18 protein-coding genes are annotated in these 23,671 nt (G+C 56.5%); 3 read left to right on the top strand and 15 right to left on the bottom strand.

The window, feature by feature from the left end:
* Positions 1-215 precede the first annotated feature (215 nt).
* The 8 genes from AC13CN_RS13905 to AC13CN_RS13870 all read right to left on the bottom strand — a co-directional run bounded on the left by AC13CN_RS13905 (position 216) and on the right by AC13CN_RS13870 (position 11,280).
* Positions 216-995, bottom strand: coding sequence for an enoyl-CoA hydratase/isomerase family protein (locus AC13CN_RS13905; protein ID WP_054641117.1), 780 nt, complete (start codon positions 993-995; stop codon positions 216-218).
* Between the two features lie 10 nt (positions 996-1,005).
* A complete protein-coding gene (locus AC13CN_RS13900; protein ID WP_054645078.1) occupies positions 1,006-2,124 on the bottom strand; it encodes an acyl-CoA dehydrogenase family protein in 1,119 nt (372 codons plus the stop codon).
* Between the two features lie 10 nt (positions 2,125-2,134).
* Positions 2,135-3,328, bottom strand: a complete 1,194-nt coding sequence (locus tag AC13CN_RS13895) for an acyl-CoA dehydrogenase family protein (protein ID WP_172514490.1) — start codon at positions 3,326-3,328, stop codon at positions 2,135-2,137.
* The gene (locus AC13CN_RS13890; RefSeq protein ID WP_228168460.1) at positions 3,325-4,773 is read right to left on the bottom strand and encodes an enoyl-CoA hydratase/isomerase family protein; all 1,449 of its coding nucleotides are present in this window, start codon (positions 4,771-4,773) and stop codon (positions 3,325-3,327) included. The genes AC13CN_RS13895 and AC13CN_RS13890 overlap by 4 nt, the downstream gene beginning before the upstream one ends.
* A gap of 185 nt (positions 4,774-4,958) precedes the next feature.
* The gene (locus AC13CN_RS13885) at positions 4,959-6,104 is read right to left on the bottom strand and encodes a TAXI family TRAP transporter solute-binding subunit (RefSeq protein WP_172514488.1); all 1,146 of its coding nucleotides are present in this window, start codon (positions 6,102-6,104) and stop codon (positions 4,959-4,961) included.
* Positions 6,105-6,124: 20 nt separating this feature from the next.
* On the bottom strand, positions 6,125-8,131 hold the full coding sequence (locus AC13CN_RS13880; RefSeq protein ID WP_062361144.1) for a TRAP transporter permease: 2,007 nt from the start codon (positions 8,129-8,131) through the stop codon (positions 6,125-6,127).
* A gap of 49 nt (positions 8,132-8,180) precedes the next feature.
* Complete coding sequence (locus AC13CN_RS13875) at positions 8,181-9,341, bottom strand: TAXI family TRAP transporter solute-binding subunit (RefSeq protein WP_044629161.1); 1,161 nt, start codon at positions 9,339-9,341, stop codon at positions 8,181-8,183.
* A 235-nt stretch (positions 9,342-9,576) separates the two neighbouring features.
* Entirely contained in the window at positions 9,577-11,280 is a 1,704-nt protein-coding gene (locus tag AC13CN_RS13870; RefSeq protein ID WP_172514487.1) for a SulP family inorganic anion transporter, read from the bottom strand.
* A 241-nt stretch (positions 11,281-11,521) separates the two neighbouring features.
* Here AC13CN_RS13870 and AC13CN_RS13865 point away from each other — a divergent pair, with 241 nt between their 5' ends.
* Positions 11,522-13,177, top strand: a complete 1,656-nt coding sequence (locus AC13CN_RS13865) for a methyl-accepting chemotaxis protein (protein ID WP_172514486.1) — start codon at positions 11,522-11,524, stop codon at positions 13,175-13,177.
* Here AC13CN_RS13865 and rarD read toward each other — a convergent pair.
* Entirely contained in the window at positions 13,151-14,056 is a 906-nt protein-coding gene (gene rarD / locus AC13CN_RS13860) for an EamA family transporter RarD (protein ID WP_172514485.1), read from the bottom strand. The two genes, AC13CN_RS13865 and rarD, sit on opposite strands and share 27 nt — an antisense overlap.
* A 72-nt stretch (positions 14,057-14,128) precedes the next feature.
* On the opposite strand from rarD, the gene AC13CN_RS13855 reads away from it, so the two are divergent.
* Positions 14,129-14,944 (top strand): amidohydrolase, encoded by an 816-nt coding sequence (locus tag AC13CN_RS13855; RefSeq protein WP_044629157.1) that lies wholly within the window; start codon positions 14,129-14,131, stop codon positions 14,942-14,944.
* Positions 14,944-15,648: a pseudouridine synthase gene (locus AC13CN_RS13850; RefSeq protein ID WP_172514484.1), complete on the top strand. Its 705-nt coding sequence runs from the start codon at positions 14,944-14,946 to the stop codon at positions 15,646-15,648. The genes AC13CN_RS13855 and AC13CN_RS13850 overlap by 1 nt, the downstream gene beginning before the upstream one ends.
* A gap of 153 nt (positions 15,649-15,801) precedes the next feature.
* On the opposite strand, the gene AC13CN_RS13845 is transcribed toward AC13CN_RS13850, so the two are convergent.
* From AC13CN_RS13845 to gloB, 6 genes are all read right to left on the bottom strand, one after another.
* Positions 15,802-17,394: an ABC transporter ATP-binding protein gene (locus AC13CN_RS13845; protein ID WP_228168457.1), complete on the bottom strand. Its 1,593-nt coding sequence runs from the start codon at positions 17,392-17,394 to the stop codon at positions 15,802-15,804.
* A complete protein-coding gene (locus tag AC13CN_RS13840; RefSeq protein WP_044629154.1) occupies positions 17,387-18,475 on the bottom strand; it encodes an ABC transporter permease in 1,089 nt (362 codons plus the stop codon). Before AC13CN_RS13840 ends, AC13CN_RS13845 begins: the two co-directional genes overlap by 8 nt.
* 1 nt (position 18,476) lies before the next feature.
* A complete protein-coding gene (locus AC13CN_RS13835) occupies positions 18,477-19,550 on the bottom strand; it encodes a microcin C ABC transporter permease YejB (RefSeq protein WP_172514482.1) in 1,074 nt (357 codons plus the stop codon).
* An 80-nt stretch (positions 19,551-19,630) separates the two neighbouring features.
* Positions 19,631-21,502 carry an extracellular solute-binding protein gene (locus tag AC13CN_RS13830; RefSeq protein ID WP_172514481.1) on the bottom strand — a complete coding sequence of 624 codons (1,872 nt, stop codon included), beginning with the start codon at positions 21,500-21,502 and terminating at the stop codon, positions 19,631-19,633.
* A 92-nt stretch (positions 21,503-21,594) separates the two neighbouring features.
* Complete coding sequence (locus AC13CN_RS13825; protein ID WP_172514480.1) at positions 21,595-22,821, bottom strand: transglycosylase SLT domain-containing protein; 1,227 nt, start codon at positions 22,819-22,821, stop codon at positions 21,595-21,597.
* A gap of 30 nt (positions 22,822-22,851) precedes the next feature.
* Positions 22,852-23,619: a hydroxyacylglutathione hydrolase gene (gene gloB, locus AC13CN_RS13820; RefSeq protein ID WP_172514479.1), complete on the bottom strand. Its 768-nt coding sequence runs from the start codon at positions 23,617-23,619 to the stop codon at positions 22,852-22,854.
* Positions 23,620-23,671: the final 52 nt, after the last annotated feature.

Here is a 23,671-nt window from a genome sequence, read left to right as displayed (position 1 = left end):
TTTTCCTTTTGGTTCATGGTGTTAGGGGTAACAACATGATACCGGCGGGAAAGCCCCCGATCTCGTTGATAGCACTGAAATTTTCAACGCTATTCAGGCAGTTACAGCACCACCTGTGGAAAAGTGGGGAGACGCTAGGTGGGGGGTATTACCACACTGAACAGCGTGGCCGATGAAATAGCCACGCTGCGTGCGGATTATCAGCAAGCACTGGATCAGTTACGACGGCGCTGACGAAAAGCAGCCACGCGAGCATGAAAATCATCGGTGGCTTTACACTCATCCTGCAGTGCGCCTTCAAGCGTTAGCGTGTCGTCAAGCGACAGGTTCGCTGACTGTCGCATGGCCCGTTTCGTTGCTCCCAGCGCTTGAGGTGACTGAGCCACCAGGGCCTGTGCCATCGCTCGTGCTTCCGCTAACACCTGATCATCTTCCACTGCCCGGTTGGCCAAGCCCAGCGCCACACAGCGCTCGGCATCCATTGGGGTAGCCAGTGCCGCCATCTCAAAAGCTTGGGCGTGGCCAAGCTTGCGTACCAAATGCCAGCAAGCGCCGCCGTCGGGAATCAAGCCAATATTGATAAAGGCCAGTTTTAGGTAAGCCGAGCGGCCCATCACCACCATATCGCTGGCTAGCACGTAGGACACACCAATCCCCGCGGCAGCGCCGCTCACCGCGGCGATCACGGGCTTTTCCATCGTCATCATGCTGCGCAGCGCAGGCAGAAAAAGCGTTGCCAGACGTTGGCTTGCGGGCTGGGTGGAGGCCTTTTCGAATTCCGCTAAATCAGCACCGGCGCAAAAAGCGCTACCTTCACCGCTGAGGATCACGCAGCGTACCTGCGGGTCAGCCGCCACGGTGGCTAATGCGTCATTGAGCGCCAGGGCCGTAGGCTCGTTGAGGGCATTGCGCACCGCAGGGCGCGCAATGGTCACTTCGGCGATACCGCCCTCGGTAGTCTCAATGCGTACAAGTGACGTTTCTTCACTGTGCATGAGCTTCTCCTTAGGCGGCGTCGAGCTTTTCGCTCACCGTCTCAAGGTGATAGTCGCTGTCGCCCAGGTAGTGATCAAACATCACCAGATGTTTGGCGTAGTGGGCCACGTAGCACTCTTCGGTCATACCCATGCCGCCATGAAGCTGAATGGCTTGTTCCGCAATAAAGCGCGCGGACTCGCCGCAGTAGGCCTTGGCAGCGGCGATTTTATAGTCCCGCTCGTCAGCAGGCAGCGAGAGGCTGGTGGCGGCGAGAATTGCCATGGAGCGCGACTGCTCCAGGTGGAGGTGCATATCCACCATGCGGTGCTGCAGTGACTGGAACGTGGCCAGCGGCAGGCCAAACTGCTTGCGCTCTTTTAAGTAGGCGAGGGTTTGGTCGCAGGCAGTTTCCATTGCACCAATGGCTTCTGCGCAAAGTGCGGCGCGGCCCAGGGCCAGCACCTCTGCCAATGCGTCACCTGCGTCTTCGCTTAGGCAGTTCTCTAGCGGCAGAGTCACGCTGTTCAACGTTAGGTCACCTGCGGGCTGGTTATCCATCGTGCGGTAGGTATGTGAGGTGACGCCTTGAGTATTGGCAGTGACGATAAACACGCCTAGCTTGCCGTTAGGCAGTTGGGCGGTCACCAGCGTGGCGGCGGCATTGCCGAGGTTCATTACGACATCTTTGCGGCCATTAAGCTGCCACTGGCCATCGTGTTGGCTCGCTTGGGTCAAAATGTCGAACGCGTCATAGCGGGCGGTGTGTTCTTGCCAAGCCAAGGCGAGCTGGTGTTCACCTTCTAACAGCGGAGCCAGCCAGCGCTCCTGCTGTGCGGGGTTGGCGCATAGCGCAAGCAGCTGCCCGGGCATGACTAACCCAAACAGGTACGCTTCCGGCACCAAGCAGCGCCCCAACGCTTGCATAATAATCATTACATCGGTGCCGTCGCCGCCTAGCCCGCCTACGTCTTCGCTAAACGGCATATGCAGCAGACCTAATTCTGCGAACGTTCTCCAGAGTGGGCTGGCACCTTGTGCTGGCGCTTCCAGCATAGCGCGGCGCTGCTCGGGCGTTACCTGGTCGGCCACCAAGCGTGTCAGTGTCTCTTCGAGCATGCGCTGCTCATCGGTGAGTGCAAAATCCATGGTGACTCCCTTACATACCTAAAATGGTTTTAGCGACGATGCTTTTTTGAATTTCGTTGGCACCGCCATAAATCGACAGCTTGCGACGATTAAAATACTGGGCGCTGGCGGCAGCGCCTTGGGCGTATTCGTCATCTAGCGACGCATCACCATGGAGAAACTCGGGGAAGAATGGCAGGGCAGCAGGCCCAAGCGCACGGCGGGTAAGCTCACTGATCTCTTGGCGCAGCTCAGAGCCGCGTACTTTTAGCAGCGAGCTCTCTGCACCCGGCACGCCGCCATCCCGCGCTGCGGCAATCACGCGCAGGTTGGTCACTTCCAGCGCCATCAGCTCAAGCTCGGCTTTGACCACACGCTGGCGAAAGCTGGGGAGCGATAAGAGCGGATTGCCGCGATGCTGCATACGGGAGGCGAGGGACTTCAAATGTCGCAGTGCCTGCTTGGCGTGGCCAAGCCCGGCAATGCCGGTGCGCTCGTGGGTTAGCAGGAATTTGGCGCAGGTCCAGCCTTGGCCCTCTTCACCCACACGGTTTTCTACCGGCACGCGCACATTATCGAGGAACACTTCGTTGACTTCATGAGCGCCGTCGAGGGTGATAATCGGCCGTACGGTAATGCCGGGGGTCTGCATATCGATCAGCAAGAAGCTGATACCCGCCTGTTTTTTCGCGTGTGGGTCGGTGCGCACCAAACAGAACATCATGTTGGCGTGCTGGCCTAGGGTGGTCCAGGTTTTCTGCCCGTTGACGATGTAGTGGTCGCCATCGAGCATGGCGCGGGTGGATAAGCCCGCCAAATCCGAGCCAGCACCCGGCTCGGAGTAGCCCTGGCACCACCAGTCCTGGTTATTAAGAATCCGCGGCAGGTAGTGCTGTTGCTGCTCCACACTGCCAAATTTCATGATCACTGGCGCGACCATATTGACGCCAAAGGGCACCACCGTAGGGGCGTGGGCGGCGGCACACTCTTCATCGAAGATATGTCGCTGCACCGGGCCCCAGCCTGGACCGCCGTGTTCAACAGGCCAGTTGGCGGCAAGCCACCCTTGATCGCTGAGAATATTCTGCCAGCGGATGTGGTCATCGGCGGGTAGATGGCGGCCTAGGCGCACGCGCTCACGGATGTCGCTCGGCAGTGCATCGGCTAAAAATCGGCGGACTTCCTCGCGGAATGCCTGCTCTTCGGGGCTAAACGTCAGGTTCATGAGTGTGCATCCTCGGAAGGCGTCTTTTTGTGAGTCGATAAATGGGATGGCAGAGAGGCATGGCGGTGCGGCCCGCCTAAATGGCGGGGGTAGCCCAACGCTTCCACTGCCAGCAGATCAATATCGCTCTCGCGGTAGCAGGCACCTTGCTGCGCTAGCGTCAGGCTCGCCTGCTCCATGGCTGACTGAGCGTCGTTGTCGGGCGCTTGCTTTGCGGCGTTATACAGCGTGCTCAATACGCTAGGCGACTTGCTAACCACCACGTTGGCCCGCAGCGCTTTGAGCGTTAAGGCAGCCCGCTGCTGGTCGGTCGCGCTGGCGTGGTGATTCACCAATTCATGGAACGGGCCGCGCTCGGCAAGTACTAGGCTTAGGAGTGTGGCTGAGGCACTGTCGGTGAGTGGCTGCAGCGCTACGGTGACGGCTTGAGAAGGGCAGGTGCTGACATCTTCGCCAGGGGCGAGCAGGCACAGCTCGGTGCTATCGTTTGGGGTATCGGTAAGCGTTATGTTGGCGCGCTGGGCGGCGGTATGAAACGTCTCAAACAGCGTGTGCTCACCGATGAGGGCGATCTGCGCAAAGGGCTCAGCATTGTCTACGCCAGGGACGACATGGGGATTTCTAGCGGCAAAAAAGAGGTGAATCAGCCCTGCGCGCTGCGGGGAGTCCATACAGGCAAGAAATAGCTCACGCTCGCGGCGCAAACCCTCTTCCAGAGATGTGGCTTTGGTGCAGGCGTCAACGGCGTCCACAATGCGAAACGGAGAGAACAGAGCTGGTACGCTGGTTTCAAGCTGCTCTCGCATGGCAGCAATGGCCAGGGGGTTGGCCTCTGGAGCGGGTAACTGACCGGTGATGCGCGCCTGCTGTTGTCCCGCTAATACCTCTTTTGCCGCTGCCAAACCCGCTTCCAGCGGTGTTTGGGCATCGCTGATGGCATCGATAATGCCGATATCCTGCGCTTCAGCGGCGTCTACAAAGCGCCCGCTGGTGATGATTTCTAGGGATCTTTCAACACCTACCAAACGGGGCAGCCGCTGGGTACCGCCTGCGCCGGGCAGTAAGCCAAGCTTCACTTCCGGTAAACCAACGCGGGTGCCTGTCAGCGCAATTCGATAGTGGCAACCCAGCGCGACTTCTAAGCCGCCTCCCAGCGCAGTGCCGTGTAGCGATGCGATGAGCGGTTTGGGGCAGGCTTCTAGCTGTGTAATGACATCCGGTAGCAGCGGTGCCTGGGGCGGCTTACCAAATTCACGTATATCGGCCCCGGCGATAAAGGTTCGCCCCTCTGCTATCACCACCAGTGCTTGGGCCTGCTGGTCGGCCAACCCCTCTTCAAGGGCGCTGAGCAAACCGCTACGCACCGCTTGGCTCAATGCGTTGACGGGCGGGTTAGCGATACTAATGACGCCGACCTCGCCATGTCGCTGGTAGTGAACACTCATAGTGGCTCCCGTATTTCGCTATATGAAATTTAAAGTTGTTATTCGGAATTAGGTGATCATGGCGAAAGACGCCGTTGGAGTCAATAATGCAAAACAACGTTCTGCATTGCGGAACGTTGTTGGCTAAACAAAAGGCCGCGCAGAGGCGGCCTTAGGTAATGATTTCCGTCGTGATTGAAGCAACATCAAAAAACGGGGTTTAACCCAGCTTCTTGTAAGGCAGCCCGCCGGGTTTCCATCCAGCCGTCGATAAACGCCGCTTCGTCTTCGGGCGCATCGGCTTGATAGGCTTCCCAGGTGTCCATTAGCAGCTGTTGCCGCTCCACCAAAGCGTTCTGGTGGGCGTCCATTTCATCGGTCCATACACCGCTTTCTTGGTAGTACGCCACCACGGTATCGTGGAAAGGCACCACCCAGGTCATGTTTTGATTCTCAAGGGCATAGCCGCTAGCCCCTGGGGCGTTATCTTTATAGTCGTCGAAGGACTCCACTAGCGTGGTGATCAAGCCGGTGACGGTTTCTGGCGCTAAATCGGCGTTGCTCACCATGATCGGATAGGGGTAGCTGGCGCTGGCAAGCGGGTGGTCAGCGTTAATACCTGCGCCTGAAGTGACGTCGTGGGGTTGGAAGTAGGGGGCCACCTCCAGCATCTGTGCCCAGCCTGCTTCATCGTCAGTGGGCAGTTCTGGCCACTGTAAGCCACGAGGGCTAGCCGCTAACCGCTGCGCCGCCGGTGTCACGGTGGTGGTAATAGCGGCATCGGCACGGCCGCTGATAATGCCGTCGAAGGCGGCGTTGTAGCCGGGGAAGTCAACGCGCTCGACGTCATCCCAGGTCAAACCCGCGAAAGCTAGGTAGGCTTCAGCGGCTTTGTTCAGCGCGTCGTCGCCGCGCAGGTAGGCTAGACGTTTACCTTCCAGATCGGCGATGGAATCCATCTCTACGTCGCCTGCCACGGCCATACCTAACCCAAAGCTGGCCATGGAGGTAGAAATCACCCGAATGGGCTGCGGGCCCCAGTCCGGCCCGGCGAACATCATCACGCCTTCAGAGCCGTAGTAGCTGGCAATGCCGCATGCGCAGAGATCCACGCGGCCAGTTTTCAGCGGTGTCATGCGCATGGTGTCGTTTTCACCCGGGATGACGCGGGACTGAGTGCCGTGCTCCTCCTGTAGCAGCTGGCTGATGGCCATAATCTGCGCATGGCCACTGGTGCCGGTGCCATACGCGGTCCAGTTCAGCGTGCTAGGCATGGCGCTGGCGCTGCCAGCCGTCAGCAGGCCTGCCGTTAAACTACCGAGTACGAGGGTGAGATTTGTTTTTGTGCTCATAAGAATCCTCGAGGGTGGCATTAAGCGTTGGCAGTGAGCGAACGCTGGTGATGGCGCTGGCTAAGGCGGGCAAGCACCACGGCGGGTAGCAGCGCCACGGCGGCTAAACCAATCAACTCCCACTGGCTTAGCGGTACCATGCCGCCGCCCGGTAGGGCGAGCAGTAGCCCCGCGATCAGTACCAGCGCACGAATCACGATTTCCTGCAGCGCGCCGTAACCCAAACGACCCACGCCCATCAGGTAGCCTTGCATCGCGGAGGCAAACAGGATGATGCCGATAACCGCTTGGATAAACACGGCAATGATCATCAATGGTTCGCCCTGCATGATCAGCGCGGGGTTCAGCACGAATAGGAAGGGGATAAAGTAAATCACGCTGCCTAGGCGCATGGCCTGCAGGCCGGTTTCCATCGGGCGGGCACCGGCCACGGTGGCGGCGGCAAAAGCACCCAGTGCCACGGGCGGCGTGATAAAGCTGAGCATGCCCCAGTAGAGGATGAACATGTGCACCGCCATGGGGTCTAGACCGCCGCCTTGAATCAGCGCAGGGGCGAGCGCCACCGCCAGGAAGATATAGGCCGCGGTAACGGTCATGCCAATGCCCAACACAAAGCTGGTGACCGCGCCCATAATTAGCAGCAATGGCACGCTGCCGCCGGCGATATTGATAAAGTCGTTGGCAATGGTGCCCGACAGGCCGGTCATGGAGAGCGCGCCTACCAACATACCCACGCCCGCCAGAATGGCGATAAGCTCAGCAAACAGCTTGGCCGCCGACGAGAGCGTCTCGGTGACATCCTTCCAACCCCAGCGATTCTGCTTAGAGAGCTGGTTGAGCACTAACAGCAGGGCGGTCGCATAGAATGGGGCAACCGCTTCGCGTTGCATGATCAGCAGCATCCACACCAGCAGGCCGAAGACGAAGATAAAGTACCAGCCCTCTTTCAGCGTTTGCTTAATCGACGGCAGCTCGATGGCGGGCAGGCCTTTGATGTCATTGCGCGCGGCATAGGCATCAATTTGAATGAACAGACCAAGGAAATAGAGAATCGAGGGGATGACCGCTGCCAGCGCCACTGCTGAGTAGGGAATATCCAGGAACATGGCCATCACGAAGGCGGTGGCGCCCATCACTGGGGGCATCAATACGCCACCGGTTGAGGCGCAGGCTTCCACACCGCCCGCAAACGAGCGGCTCATGCCAATGCGGCGCATGGCCGGAATCGAGAGTACCCCGGTGGTCAGCACGTTACTGATCACGCTGCCGCTCATGGAGCCCATCAGTCCGCTGGAAAAAATCGACACCTTAGCCGGGCCGCCGCGTACATGGCCTAAAAGCGCAAAGGCTAAATTAATGAAGAATTTGCCGCCGCCGCTTTTCTGCAGCACCACGCCAAACACCAGAAAGCCAATCACCAGGCCTGCAAACGCCTGTAGCGGAACCCCCATGATGCTTTCGGTGCTCATGGTGTGGTACATCGCCGTTTCAGGCAGGCTAGAAGGGAATGCCTGGATCGGGCCAGGAACGATATCGGCTACTAAGGGGTAAAGCGAGAACACCCCGGCAATGATGGCAATCGGCAAACCGCCGGCTCGGCGGGCGGCTTCGATAATCAATAACCAGTAGGCATAGCTGAAATAAATGGCGATATCCGGAGCTGCAAACGCCCAGCCGCGCTCCAGAATGGGAACAGCGTTATACACAAAGTAGCCGCCCACAATTAGCGTGACAGCGCTAAGCAGGTAGTCATACCAGGGAATCGATTGCTCCTGCTGGCTGCTGCGCATGGGCCATAGCAGAAACACGAGCGGCAGAAGCAGTGCCACCACTGCATAGTAAAACTGAGTTTCTAGCCCGGTCACGAACGTGAGCAAGCCCCAGTTAAACAGGTAGTCCAGCGTCATCATCATCAGTAATACGGTGACGGTGGCAGGCACCCAACGAAGCGCCAGAGGCAGCTCGCGGATTTGGCTGATCTTTTCTTTAACCTGCGGCGTGCTGGCAGGTGCGGTATCGGTGGTCATAGGGCGTTCCATCAATCAGCAGGGGCGGCGAGCGCCGCCCCGTGGCGAGTTACTCGAAGATCGGCTCGAACCCAGCATCGGTGAGCGCCGTAGCGCGGGCGGCCATCCAGTCAGTAGTAAACGTATCGGCATCGCTGGGTGCGTCTTGCATAAACTGCTCCCAGGCCTGCATTAATACGTTTTGACGCTCAACGAGTTGGTCTTGGTGGGCCTGCATCTCATCGGTCCACACGTCGATCTCTTTGTAGTACTCCACCACTGCGTCGTGGAATGGGATTACCCACTGTAAATCCTGGTACTCCAGCGCGTAGCCCACTGCACCCGGCGCGTTATCTTTGTAGCCGTCGTAGTTTTCCTGCATCGCTTTGATTAAACCGTAAGCGACATTGTCTTCAAGGTCTTGATTCGCCACCACAATGGGGTAGGGATAGCTGGCGCTGGGTACCGGGTTGTCGGCGCTAATGCCGCCTGCACCGGCGGTGACTTCATGGGGGCGGAAGTAGGGTGCCACCGCCGCCATGCGTTCCCAGCCAGCTTCATCGTTAGGGTCAAGCACCGGCCAGCTAACGCCCCGTGGGCTGCTCGCGAGCTGCTGAGCGGGCGGTGTAACGGTGGTAGTGAACGAGGCGTCCACATCGCCAGCAATAATGCCGTCGAAAGAGCGGGCATAGCCGGGGTAGTCAACGCGTTCAACGTCATCCCAGGTTAGGCCGCCGAAGGCAAGGTACGCCTCAGTGCCTTTGTTCAGGGCATCATCACCGCGAATATAAGCAATGCGTTTGCCTGCTAAATCGGCGGGGGTTTCAACGTCCAAATCACCCGCCACAGCCAGCGACAGACCAAACGACGCGGTAGAGGTGGTAATCACGCGCAGCGGCTGCGGACCCCAATCGCGGTCGGCAAACATCATGACCCCTTCAGCGCCGTAGTAGCTGGCGATACCGCAAGCGCACAGGTCAACGCGACCCTGTTTAAGGGGCGTCATACGGGAAACATCGTTATCACCAGGCAGAATGCGCACAGAAGAGTCGTACTTATTCTGCAGCATATTGCCAATCGCAACGGCTTGGGCGTAACCGCTAGAGTTGGTGCCGTAGGCCGTCCAGGCCATAGTGCCAGGGAGTTCTACCTCGCTGGCATGGCTGATTGATGCACTCAATAAAGAAAGGGGAAGTGCGGCGATGAGTAGGCGGTGAGCAAACGGACGCATTGAGATGCTCCTTTATTGTGGTTGCTTCTATTGTGATTGTTACTTTTAGGTTCGTTACGTTTAGCTACTTTGTGTTTTGCTATGCGGTATTTGGTTTTGCTAAGTGGTCGAGTGATAGTAGGTAAGGCTAGAGAGGCTGTCAACGCTGTTCTGGTGGGCAGTCAAAAATAGTCCTTAGGCTCACAAAAAAAGCCAGGCGGTTGCCTGGATTTTCAGTGGTTTATGCGTTCCTAAGCTAAGAGAATTGCCGCCATGCCGCGTAGGTGCTTAAAAATACCCGCCCGGTTAACGCATCCAGGAAGTCGCTTTTTTTCAACTGGTCCATCACCGGGCCTTTCACCTCTGATAAGTGCAGTTTGACGTCGGAATCTTTCAAGCGAGCATTGATGGCATCCAGACTCTCCAAGGCCGAGGCGTCAATCAGGTTGACTGCTGAACAGATCAGCACGACATGCTCAAGCTTTGGGCGGCTGGCCACCAAGTTGTAGACGGTGTCTTCGAGATAACGGGCATTGGCGAAGTAGAGGCTCTCATCGATGCGCAGTAGGGCTGCGTTGCTCACCGTCTCCACATCATGCCGCTCTACATTACGAAAGTGCTCGGTATCCGGCACTCGGCCCACTAACGCACTGTGAGGGCGGCTGGTGCGGTATAAAAAGAGCGCAATAGAGAGCGTCACCCCGCCAATAATGCCCGCTTCAATGCCTTCCACCAGTGTTAATAGAATCGTGACCGCCATGGCGGCAAAGTCGCTACGGGAGTAGCGCCAGGTTTGGCGCAGCATGGGGATATCCACCAGGGTCAAAATAGACACCGTGATGGTGGCCGCCAGAGTGGCAATGGGCAGATAGTAGAGCCAGCCGGTAAACGCCATGGTCACAAGTGCAATACCGAGCGCTGCAAAGGCCCCAGCAGCAGGCGTTTGTGCGCCCGCATCGTAGTTGATGACGGTGCGGGATAAGCCGCCGGTAACAGGCATGCCGCTGGTAAATCCTGCCGCTAAGTTGGCGGCTCCTAAGCCAATCAGCTCCTGGTTGGGAGAGATACGCTGCCGCCGTTTTGCTGCCAGCATTTGCCCCATAGAGACCGACTCGACAAACCCCACTAGGCTAATCAACATGGCGGGTATTAATAGTGCTCGCCATAACGACGCATCCCCCCAGGGAAAGCTAAGTGCGGGCAGACCGCTGGGAATAGTGCCGACCACGGCTACCCCATGCTCGTAAGCCAACTGCCAGTGCCACGCCGCCAACGTAGTGACCACCACCGCAAAGACGGGCCCTGCTTTGGTCATTAAATCAGCGAGTGCTGCGGGAAGGCCTACCTTTATCAAGCTTTGTTTGCTGTAACGGCGCATCAGCACCAGAAACAGCAGCGTTCCACCGCCAATGACAACCGTGTAAGGATTGAAGGTGGGTAGATTAGGTAGCAGCGTCATCAGGCGCTCTACCAGGGTGAAGCCACTGCTTGAAACGCCCAACAGGCTGCCTAACTGGCTAACGGCAATCAAAATTCCCGAAGCGGTTAAAAAGCCCGAAATAACCGGGTGGCTTAAATAGTTGCTGAAAAAGCCCATCTTTAGCGCGCCCATGGCCACCAAAATGGCACCTGAGAGCAGCGAGAGCACCAGCGCAGCCTGCAGGTACTCGGGGGTACCAGGCGCAGCCACCGAGGATAGCGCGGCCCCAGTCATCAGCGCGATGATGGCGACTGGCCCTACCGCCAGAGTGCGGCTGGTGCCAAGAAAGGTATACAGCAGTTGCGGCAGAATACTCGCATAGAGGCCTACCACGGCTGGCAATCCCGCAAGCAGGGCATAAGCTAGCGATTGAGGTATGACCATAACGGTCACAATTAAGCCTGCCAGAAGGTCGGCTCCAAGCAAACGCTTATGGTAGTGGGGCAGCCAGGTAAAAATAGGCAAATAGCGCTTAAACATAAACTCCTATGGCTTAGGCCGAGTGTGCATAAGGGCAGCATTGAAAATAAAGGCAATAGTTTAGCGCGTTATAACGATAATTACGGCATTTGCCGTTTCCTTGCCAGCAATACACATCGCTCTTCCCCCAAAGTGCTACTTCTTTCATTAGCATAACCCGTTAAGATTACTGAGAAAGAGGGGTCTCCTACATCCCAGCGCTTTCCAACTCAACAACGTCAACTAAAAAAGAGTGCCTCACATGCGACTACTTCGTTGGCTGGTGCCATTGCTACTACTGATAGCCTCTATCGGGCTGGTGTCTCAGCCAGGTGCTTGGAAATACCTCGCTGTGTTGTGCGCTTCATTGGGTGGTATGGGGGTGATGGCTGTCGGATTATATAGTGTTTATAGCGCTGATCAGCACCGGTTGAAGCAATCGGTGCGCGGGCTAAAACCCCTGAGAGACTATGGCTCGCTGCGCGCTATGGCTTACCGGTTAATGAATCGTGCCAGTAGCACGGCCATTGCCTCGGCGGAAGTGTCCCATTACGCTGACTTGATGGCTCAGCGGCTGGGCAAACAGGAGACTATGGCTAGCGAAGCATCCTCTAGTATGAGCGCTATCAATGCTGCCATTATGCAGGTCAGTGCCAGTGCTACCCAGGTGGCTGCCCTTGCCGATAATGCTCAGCAAGCTAGCCATCATAATCACGATGAACTAACTGCTATCATCCATGATATGACCGATGTGGCTGAGCGCTCTAACCAAGCGCTGGATATGCTGACTGCACTCAACGATAAAATTGAGCGTGTGCGCAGCGTCACCTCAATGATTGAAGGCATTGCCGAACAGACCCATCTGCTTTCACTGAATGCCTCCATTGAAGCCGCTCGAGCAGGTGAGCATGGCAGGGGCTTTGCTGTGGTCGCAGGAGAAGTGCGTAACCTCGCTTTGAAGACTTCGACGGCGACGCAAAGCGTTGATGAGCTGGTCAAAGATATGCATCAGAGCGGTCAGAGCGTGGTGGCCACCATGGGGGATTTGATGACGCGGGTTCGCGAACGCTCCCAGGGGATGCAACGAGTAGGCAGCAGCTTAGCCACGATGACCGAAGAGTTTGATCAAGTCCAGCAGGAGATCACCAGCGTTGCCGATGCTATGGCCAGTACTAAAGAACATAGCCAAACGGTGGCCGACAGCCTGAGCCAGTTGGAGGACGATGTAGATGAAGGCAACCGCAACATGCACGAGTTGGCCCTTCAGGCGCGTGCGCTCATGGATGCCGCAGAAGGTGTTGACGGCGAACTGGCGCAGCAGCGTCTACAGGGGCGGCATCAAACCGTCTTTCTGGTTGCCCGCCAAACCGCTGACCGCATCGGCAAGCTGTTTGAAAAAGCCATTATCCGTGGCGAGCTATCGGAAAGCGCGTTGTTCCAACCGGACTACGCTGCCATCAGCGGCACCCGGCCGCCGCTTTACCATACGGGCTTTGACACCTTTACAGACCAGCATCTTCCTACCTTACAGGAGCCACTACTTACCGAGTATAGCTTGAGCTATGCCATTGCTTGTGACCGTAACGGCTACGTGCCTACCCACAATGCTGCGGTAAGCCGCCCGCCAACTGGCGATTATGATCACGATCTGAAGTATTGCCGCAGCAAGCGTATTTTCGACGATCCTACCGGTAGTCGCTGCGGTGCCCACGAGAAACCGCTGCTACTGCAAACCTACAAGCGTGATACTGGCGAGATCATGCACGACCTCTCAGTGCCGATTTATATTAATGGCAAGCACTGGGGCGGTTTCCGTGTTGGCTACCAGCCGGAAAAACACACCGCAACCAGTGTGGCCCATAAAGAGCAGCCAGCGTTACCGACTGCTTCGTCAAACCACCGCTTGACGCGGGCGTGATTGCCATGATGACCATGAGTAGAGCGCAAGACCGGTCCAGATCATCAAGAACGTAGCGAGTTGGATCATGCCCAGGGGCTCACCGAAAATCGTCAAGGCAATTAGGAACTGAATGCTGGGGTTGATATACATTAAGAACCCCAGCGTGGCCAAGCGTAAGCGACGCGCCGCGCCTGCAAAGGCCATCAACGGCAGGGCAGTTAAGACTCCGCTCACGACTAACAGCGCGGACATGGGCGCATCGTGGAGGAAATGTGACTCGCCCTGCCAGCTCATCCAGGTAAGCGCCATTAGCGCCAGCGGGAATAGCAGCAGCGTTTCCACGAAGAGGCCTGACAGTCCATCCAGTGGCACTTGCTTACGAAACAGCCCATAGCTGCCGAAGCTAAGAGCAAGCAGCAAGCTAAGCCACGGTAATTCACCCAGCATGATAAATTGAATCGCAATGGCAAGGCTGGCGAGGCCCAGCGCCACAAGCTGTAGCTTCGCCATGACTTCCCGAAGTACTAGCATGCCCAGTGCTACATTCACCAACGGGGTGAGAAAGTAGCCTAAACTGGCTTGCAGCACCTGTTTGCTCTCCACCGCATAGATATAGATGCCCCAGTTAAAGGCGATCAGCAGCGCGCAGGCTAACACTCGGCCCAAGCGCTTAGGCTGCACCAATGCAGCCACGACCGGTGACCAGCGGCCCAACACGCTAATCAGCCCCACCAGGAATAGGCACGACCACAAAATGCGGTGAATCAAGATCTCAAAGGCCGGAACCCCGTCAAAGAGGGCAAAAAACAGCGGGAAACACCCCCACATGGTGTAGGCGGTTAAGCCAAACATGACGCCTTTGACCGCTTCAGGGTCCCGAGGAGCTGATGGAAGCATAGCAGCCTCATTAAGTAAAAATGCTAATCTAGCACACAATTGATAAAGACACCGATGCAAAGGAGACGTGGCATGAGTCAATTAAAAACTAGCCTGGTGCAGTGCGACTTACGCTGGGAAGATCCCCAAGCCAACCACACGCATTTAGAAGCACTGCTGGGTGATTTAGATAGTCGCGACACTGACCTGATTGTACTGCCAGAGATGTTTGCCACCGGTTTCACGATGAATTCCCGGGAAATGGCGCAGCCCATGAAAGAGAGCCAAAGCGTTGCCTGGCTGCAAACCCAGGCGAAGGCAAGGGGCTGCGTGGTGACCGGCAGCGTCGCCATTGTTGACGACGGCCAGTACTACAACCGTATGGTGTGGGCAACGCCAACGGGAGAAGTGAGCTACTACGACAAACGCCACCTGTTTCGCATGGCCGGGGAGCATGAACGCTATGGCATGGGCAAGCAGCGCCACATCGTAGAACTCAACGGTTTTAAGCTGCAGCTCAGCGTGTGCTACGACCTGCGTTTCCCCGTATGGATGCGCCAGCAGCCAGCAGAGGGCGAGCATTTCGAGTATGATGCCATCCTGTGCGTGGCTAATTGGCCCGCTCCTCGGCGGCATCCGTGGCGAACCTTGCTACAGGCGCGCGCGGTGGAAAACCTCGCCTACGTGGTGGGTGTTAACCGCGTGGGTGAAGATGCCAAGGGGCTGGCCTATAGCGGCGACTCCATGCTGGTCGATTTTAAAGGCGAACCGCTGATCGACCATCCCGCCCATACTCCGTTTATTGAAACGGGGACGTTAGATAAAACGGACCTAGATGCCTTTCGTGAAAAATTTCCTGCCTGGCAAGATGCCGACCGCTTTTCGTTGCTGCCAGGAGTGGGGCAATAATGCGCCTTGATCGTTTTTTAAGTGAGACCACACCACTAACCCGCAGCCTCGCAAAACGGGCGCTCAAAAACGGTGAAGTGACGCTCAACGGCGAGCCGATCAAGCAGGCGGCCACCCAGGTAGATACCGAACACGACGAAGTGAAGCTTAACGGCGAACGGCTCGCCCTAGTGGGGCTGCGCTACGTGATGATGCATAAACCGGTGGATGTGGAGTGTACGGCCCGCCGCGGTCTCTACCCGCGGGTAATCGACATTATCGACTTACCTAAAGTGGAGCGGCTGCAGCCAGTAGGGCGGCTAGATGTGGATACCACGGGCCTACTGTTACTGACCGATGATGGCCAATGGTCGCACCGAGTTACCTCGCCACGCCACCGCTGTGCCAAAGTCTATATAGCGGAGTTGGCTGAGCCGATGGAAGGCGAGGCCGCCCAGCAGGCGATAGGACAGGTGGCTGAGGGTATCTTACTGGAAGGTGAGGAAACGCCTACCCAGCCCGCCATGCTGCGTTTTATCACCCCGCAACAAGCGGAACTCACCATTACCGAAGGGCGCTACCATCAGGTGAAGCGCATGTTTGCCGCTTTAGGCAACCACGTTAACGCGCTACATCGCCGCTCGATTGGTGATGTATTGTTGCCCGATGACCTTGCTCCTGGCGAATGGCGGGAGCTTACCCCGGAAGAGATCGCCAGCTTTTAAGCGACCTTTTTCCGTTGAGATACCGCAATGGACTAGATGTCCATTGCGGTATCTTGTTTGTGTAAAAATACTATATTTTATACCGTTATCTTGTTTCGACTAAAGGCAGCAGAACATCCGAAAAATTGCTTAAATAAAAAGTTAAGCAGGCACTTAGTGCAAGTGCGCAGCTTCGATGAGTGCTTTGGTATAGGCGTGTTGAGGGGCAGCAAGTACGTCCAAGCAGTTGCCTTGTTCGACCACTTCGCCATCTTTTAGCACCATGACCCGATGGGCCATCGCCCGTACCACGGCAAGGTCGTGGCTGATAAACAGATAGCTAAGCTGGCGGCGGGCTTGCAGTTCGCGCAGCAGCACAACCAGCTGCTTTTGCACGGTGCGGTCAAGGGCGGACGTGGGCTCATCTAGCACCAGCAGTTCCGGCTCTAAAATAATCGCTCGGGCTACGGCAATGCGTTGGCGCTGTCCGCCGGAAAACTCGTGAGGGTAGCGGGCCGCACAGCTTTCCGGTAAGCCGACTTCCCACAAGGTGCGGTGTACCCGTTCGGCCACTTCCGCATCGGTAAGCTTTGGATAGTGAAAGCGCAAGCCTTCACTGACAATATCGAATACCGGCATCCGCGGTGAAAGGGCACCGTAGGGGTCCTGAAACACCATCTGCAGACGATGGCGCTGGCGGCGCAGCGCGTCACCCGAGAGCTGGCTGAGCGGTGTATCGCCAAGCTGCACCTCGCCCTGGCTGGCGACCAAACGCATAATCGCCGAGGCGAGTGTCGTTTTACCGGACCCCGACTCTCCAACAATGCCCAGGGTTTCACCGGGGGCAATAGTCAGGTTGGTGGCCTTTAACGCCTCAAAGGCGGGAGGCTGGCGCTGAAACAGCCCCGTTTTAGGCCGCTTAAAGCTTACCCGCAGTTGCTGTGTTGTCAGCAGAGGCGTTGTGTTTGCGGGTTCTGCAGGGCGGCCTTCGGGTTCGGCGGCAATCAGTGCTTTGGTGTAATCGCTTTGTGGGTTGCTAAACACCTCGGTAACGCTGCCGGTTTCCTGCACCTTGCCCTGATACATCACGCAGACGCGGTCGGCGTGGCGGCGTACCAGGTTTAAGTCATGGCTAATCAGCAGTACGCCCATGCCGTGCTGGTCGCGCAGCTCTTTAAGCAGCGCGAGAATCTCCTGCTGCACGGTGACATCAAGTGCGGTGGTGGGCTCATCGGCAATCAGTAGGGCTGGGTTGTTGGCAATGGCCATGGCAATCATCACCCGCTGGCGCTGCCCGCCGGAGAGTTGGTGGGGCCAGGCATCCAGTAGCTCTTCAGGACGGGGTAGTTTGACTTGTTCAAGCAGTGTTTTTGCCCGGCGGCGGGCTGCTTGGCCGCTCAAGCCTTGGTGTAGCCGCAGCGTTTCGCTAATCTGTTTGCCAATGCGGTGCAGCGGGTTAAGCGAGGTCATCGGCTCCTGAAAAATGAACCCAACACGATTGCCACGAATGCCGTTCCAGTCGCGCTTGTTTAGCCGCGTCAGGTCGGTCTCTTCCAGCCAGCGCTGACCGCGCACTTCCGCATTGCTTGGCAGTAGGTCGATGGCCCCTAGTGCGGAAACCGACTTACCCGAGCCGGACTCCCCGACAATGGCCAGTGTTTCGCCAGCGTTAACCGTTAGCGAAAGAGCGTCCACGACCACATTGCCATCAAAAGATACCGTTAACTCTTTAAGACGCAGTAACGGTTTGGTAGTGGGTTCAGACATGGGGCGTTTCCTGAGCAGAATTTTCCTGGACAGAGATAGGACGCTGTTTAACATGGCGTGGGTCGAAGGCGTCGCGTAGGCCTTCGCCAATAAATACCAGCAGGGAAAGCATGATCGCCAGGGTCATAAAGGCGGTGATCCCTAACCAAGGGGCGTGCAGGTTATTTTTGCCCTGGGCGGCTAGCTCACCCAGCGATGGAGCGCCCGGTGGCAACCCAAAGCCGAGGAAGTCCAGTGCGGTTAACGTGCCGATGGCACCAGTGAACAGAAAGGGAATAAACGTCAGCGTGGCGACCATGGCATTAGGCAGTACGTGTCGCCACATAATCAGCCGTGAAGGAAGCCCCATGGCTTTGGCGGCGCGAACGTACTCCAGGTTGCGGGCCCGCAAAAACTCGGCACGAACAATATCCACAAGCCCCAGCCAGGAGAAAAGCAGCATGATACCCAGCAGCCACCAGAAGCCAGGCTGTACAAAACTGGCCAAAATAATCAATAAAAACAGTACCGGCAGCCCCGACCAAATTTCAGTAACTCGCTGGCCAATGAGATCCACCTTGCCGCCGAAGTAGCCCTGTACCCCGCCAGCAAAAACGCCAATCACCAATGACCCAGCGGTGAGCACTAGCGCAAATGCTACGGATAGCCTGAACCCATAAATCACCCGCGCCAGTACGTCGCGGCCCTGGTCGTCGGTGCCCAGCCAGTGGCGGCTATCTGGCGGCGCAGGCGAGGGTTGCGTCATCTGCATATCCAGGGTTTGATAGGAGAACGGAATGATCGGCCAGAGCGCCCAGCCGTGGTCGCTGATCTGCTGCTGGATAAACGGGTCCAGGTAATCGGCACGGGTAGGGAGGAAACCTCCGAACTCGGTTTCTGGATAATCCACCAGCAGCGGCACGTACCACTGGCCGTCATACTGCATCACAATAGGTTTGTCGTTGGCGACCAGCTCGGCAAACAGGCTAATGATAAACAGGATGCCAAAGAGCCACAGCGAGATACGTGCACGGCGGTTAGCTTTAAACGCTGCCAGTCGGCGCAAGGTAATAGGCGAGAGGCGTGAGGTAAGAACGTGCATATTAAGACTCCCTCGACGCGAAATCGATACGCGGATCAACCCACACATAGGTTAAGTCCGAGATCAGTTTGAGCAGCAGCCCGATGACGGTATAGAGAAACAGCGTACCGAAGATTACCGGATAGTCACGCTGCATGACCGCTTCAAAGCCCAGCAGGCCCAGCCCATCCAGGGAGAAAATCACCTCGATCAGCAGCGCGCCGGTAAAGAAAATACCGATCATTGCCGAGGGCAGGCCCGCGATAATAATTAGCATGGCATTGCGAAAGACGTGCCCATACAGCACGCGCTGCTCATCGGCGCCTTTGGCTCGGGCAGTGAGTACATACTGCTTATGGATTTCATCCAGAAAGCTATTTTTGGTTAGCATGGTGAGGGTGGCGAAGCTGCCAATGGCCGCCGAGATAACCGGCAGGGTGATGTGCCAGAAGTAGTCTTTCACTTTGCCCCAAGCGGATAGCTCGTCAAAATCCGGCGAGGTCAGCCCGCGTAGCGGGAACCAGTCCAGGTAGGTGCCGCCAGCAAACAGTACTATTAGTAGAATGGCGAACAGAAAACCAGGAATCGCATACCCGACAATGACCAGCCCCGATGTCCATACGTCGAAGCGTGAACCGTGGTGCAGGGCTTTACGAATGCCTAACGGAATGGAAATCACATAGACCAGCAGGGTGGTCCATAAACCGAGGGAGATCGACACCGGCAGCCGCTCGATCATCAGGTCAATCACCGGCCTGTCTCTAAAAAAGCTGGTGCCGAAATCCAAGGTGAGATAGTCCGCCATCATGCCGATGAAGCGTTCATGGGCAGGCTTATCAAAGCCAAACTGCTGCTCCAACTGTTCGATAAAGCGCGGGTCGATACCGCGCGCGCCGCGGGAGTCATCGTTGACCTGTACATCGGCACCGCCCATATCTAGCCGTGTGCTGGCCATGGCGTTAGCGCCTTCAAAACGCGCCAGCATTTGGTCAATCGGCCCACCGGGGGCGGCTTGCACAATCATGAAGTTAAGCAGCATGATCCCGAACAGAGTCGGGATCATTAGTAGCAGTCGGCGTAGGGTATAACGTGCCACAGTGCACTCCACGAAATGATGTAAACAGGCTATTGTTGTGAGCGATTGTGATAAACGAAGGTCAGCCGCAACGACAAACGCTAGCGGCGACGATTACGTCGCTGCAGCGCTGCTTCACGTTCGCTATCTACCCACCAGGCATCTAAATCCATGGCGTAGGCGGGAAATGGTTCTGGGTAACCAAACTTATCCCATACTGCAATGCGTGTCTCGCCGGAGTGGTAGTGGGGGATCACATAAAAGCCCCAGCGCAGCACCCTATCAAGGGCGCGGGTAGCGGTATCCAGTGACTCGCGGTCTTCTGCCCGAATGATCTCTTCCACCAGGGCATCAACGGCGGGGTGGGCCAGTGCCATGCGGTTGCGGCTTTGCGGCGCTTCGGCGGCGGCGCTGGTCCAGTAGTCCCGCTGTTCGTTACCGGGGTTATTGGATTGCGGGAAGTGGCTGATCACTATGTCGTAGTCATAATCCCGTACGCGGTTAAGGTACTGGTTGATATCGACAATGCGTAGGGAAGTCTGGATACCCAAGCGCGCCATGTTCCGCAGCATGGGCTGCACAACGCGCTCTAAGCCTGAGTCGTAAAGCAATACCTCCAGCGAGAGTGGGCGGCCTTCGGCATTAACCAGTACGCCATCATCGACGCGGTAACCCGCTTCACGCAGAAGCTCAAGCGCTAGCCTTAAGCGTTCACGAAGCTCCACCGGATGCTCAATGGGGAGTGGATCAGTGAAAAGTCGCTCTGACTGATGAGATGCCAGCAGCTCATCACGAAACGGTTCGAGCAACGCCAGTTCAGCCTCGGAGGGTTCGCCGATGGCTTCCATTTCCGAGTTTTGGAAGAAGCTCTCCGTGCGAGCGTAGGTGTTATAGAAAATATTGGTGTTTAACCAGGGGAAGTCGAACGTCAGGCTCAAGGCTTCACGCACCCGTGGGTCTTGAAATTTCTCTTCGCGGAGGTTGAAGACAAACGCCTGCATCATCGACGGGTTTACATCAGGAACGGTGATGCGCTTAATCAGGCCATCTTGGTAGGCGGGAAAGTTGTAGCCAATGGCCCAGGTGGCTGCGCGGGCATCAATACGGAAATCTGTTAACCCGGCTTTAAACGCCTCCCAGGCGATATCCCGGTCTCGATAGTATTCGTATACCACGCGGTCGATGTTGTAACGGCCGACGTTGACCGGTAGATCTTTGCCCCAGTAGTTCTCGTTGCGCTGGTACACAATGCGTCGCCCTGGGTCCACTTCGCTTATCCGGTAGGGGCCGGAACCTGGGTGTGCTTCCAGGGTTGGGGCGCTAAAGTCGCGGGGTTCCCAATAGTGGCGGGGAAGAATGGGGAGCTGGGCCACAATCAGCGGCAGCTCCCGAGACTCGGTATCGTTGAACTCGAAGCGTACCTGATGTTCGTTTATAGCGATGACTCGCTCAACGCCCGCATAATAGCTGGCATAGAAGGGGTTACCCTCTTCACGTAGCAAGTCAAAGGAGAATACTACGTCGTAGGCAGTGACCGGCTCGCCATCCTGAAAGCGAGCTTCCTCACGTAGGTCGAACTCAATCCAGCGGCGCTCAGGATCTAGGCGCACGCCTTTCGCTAGTAAGCCATAAAGGCTAAACGGCTCATTGGGGTTGCTGGCCATCAGCGTGTCATAAATTTGAGAAATGCCGGTGGCGGGCGTTCCGCGAATAATAAAAGGATTGGTGGAATCGAAGCTACCGCCTACGGCGGTGTGTGTAATGGAGCCGCCTTTAGGAGCTTGCGGATTAACGTGGGGAAAGTAGGCGAAATCTTCCGGCAATTCCGGGCTATCGTAAAGCGATAGCCCATGCACCGTTTCAACAGCAGTAGTGGTGGTGTCAACGGTCTCATCTGAAGCAGATAGCGACAAACTCAGCAGCAAGCCGCTTATTAGCAAAAGCGTTTTAGTGAACATCACACCACGTGGCATTGGCAACTTCCTGTAGTAACAAAACCTAGGTGAACACCTTGCAAAGCCTTAATTCTAAACTACTGATCTGATGCGTTAGTAGCCAAAGAGTATTAACGACCAGAGAGCGACAGCAGCTGTCCTGGCTGCAGTGCTTCCGGGCGATCTATAGCATTCCACCTGATTAAGTCTTGCTGATCAAGATTATACTGCGCGGCAATGGCGGAAAGATTGTCGCCTCTTTCAACGCGGTGCACGGCAGGCGTGCTGGCTGAGGCCAGCGCAGTATCGTCTGATTGCGAAAGCTGAGCTAATACCTGAGTATCAACTTCTTCAGGCACTAGAAGCGTCTGTGCACTGCGTGGGTCGAGGCTGCCATTCAGCAGGCCAGGATTTAGCTCGGCCAGCGCGGATTGGCTGACATCTAATAGCTGGGAGGCTTGGGCTAAGCTCACCGGCTGTTCCAATTGAACTTTCGCAAACGCGGGGTCTGGATGGATATCCGGCAGGCTGACACCGTACTTCTCGGGATCATTAATAATCGTCGCAATTGCCTTGAGCTTAGGCACGTATTGCATGGTTTCGTGGGGGAGGGAAAGATCCCAGTATTTGCCATCCAACCCTTGGCTCTGTGCTTGGCGCTGAGCCCGGTTCACGGTACCGGCACCAGCATTGTAGGCTGCCAGTGATAGCATCAGGTCCCCTTCGTACCACTGGTCTGCCTGCATCTCTAGATAATCCAGAGCGGCTTCTGTCGAAGTCACTACATCCAAACGGCCATCATAGTTGCCGTTACGCACCAGCCCTAAGGCATCGCCGGTGCCTGGCATAAACTGCCACAGGCCAGCAGCACCTAAGTGACTGCGCGCACTGGGGTCGAACGAGCTTTCAACGAAAGGAATCAGGGCAATTTCGCCGGGCAGACCGCGGTCGCTGACCTGCTGCGCAATCCAGGCAAGCCAAGGGGTGGCGCGCTCGGTAATAGCCGCGATGTTATGCGGGCTGGAGCGGTAGTACTCAATCCACTCATCGACTCTAGCCTGAGCATCGGCAGGCAAGTTTTTTTCCTGCCATTGGAAGCTTGAGCGTAGTGAGCTCCAGGCATCCTGGGGTTCAAGCACAAGGGCTTCCCAGAAGTGGTGATGCAACGCAGTAGGCTGAAAACGATTGGCATTTTTCTGGTTGCCATCGTCCATCGATGCGTCATTAACAGTGGTATAGGTGCGGTTTGTGTCAGTGGCAGAGGCTTGAGAGTTTGCCGCTGCGGCCAGAAAAAGGCCCATTATTACGGTACTGCCAGCGCTTAACAGTAAGCGCTGGCGAATCGTTCGATAGGTCATAGTTTGGTTCGTTTCTATTCGATAGCGTTCTTAAAAACGGTTCTTCCACTCCCGTAGAGTGGTGAACGTGGCGAGGTCATCATCGTTTGCCCCCTGAGAGTCTGCCGCTTGGCGCACGCTATCGGTGCCCACGCGCAGGTAGGGGTTGATTTTCAGCTCGCGTCCTATCGTGCTGGGTAAAGTAGGCCGGTCTAACATCCGTGCCTTCTCACACTCCTGCAGTGCATGCGTAACAGCATCATTATCAGGGTCGGCAGCACGTGCAAACGTCAGGTTCGCCTGCGTGTATTCATGTGCTGCAAAGACCAGGGTATCTTCAGGTAGTTCCGCAAAGCGGTTCAATGAAGTAAACATCTGCTCTGGGGTGCCTTCAAACAAGCGTCCGCAACCGGCGCAAAATAGCGTGTCGCCGCAGAAAAGCAGGCCAGGAATACCCGGCGTAAAGTAGCTAATGTGATCAAGCGTATGGCCAGGAGTGGCCATAACTTCAAACAGGCGCCCCATAATGCGTACTTGGTCCCCTTCGCCCACTCGCTCATCAATTCCTTTGATGCTGGGGTTGTCAGGACCAATCACACGGGGTGAATAGCGCTTGGCTAGCGCATCTAGTCCGCCAGTGTGGTCCTGATGATGATGAGTAATCAGAATGGTATCCAGAGTGAGCGATTCACGCTCGAGGAACTCGATGACAGGCGCGGCTTCACCGGGGTCCACCACGCAAACACTTTGACTGGTATCCTGTCTTAATAGCCAAATATAGTTATCGCTTAGGGCAGGAATCGGTGTCACGCTCAGCATGGGCGAGATCCTTTAAGGTTCAAAATGACGGGCTGTGCGCGCGGAAGCTAGG

The organism is Vreelandella sp. L-25 (assembly GCF_056857535.1).
Note: the sequence above shows the minus strand (reverse complement) of the source record. Positions and strands in the feature narration are given on the sequence as shown.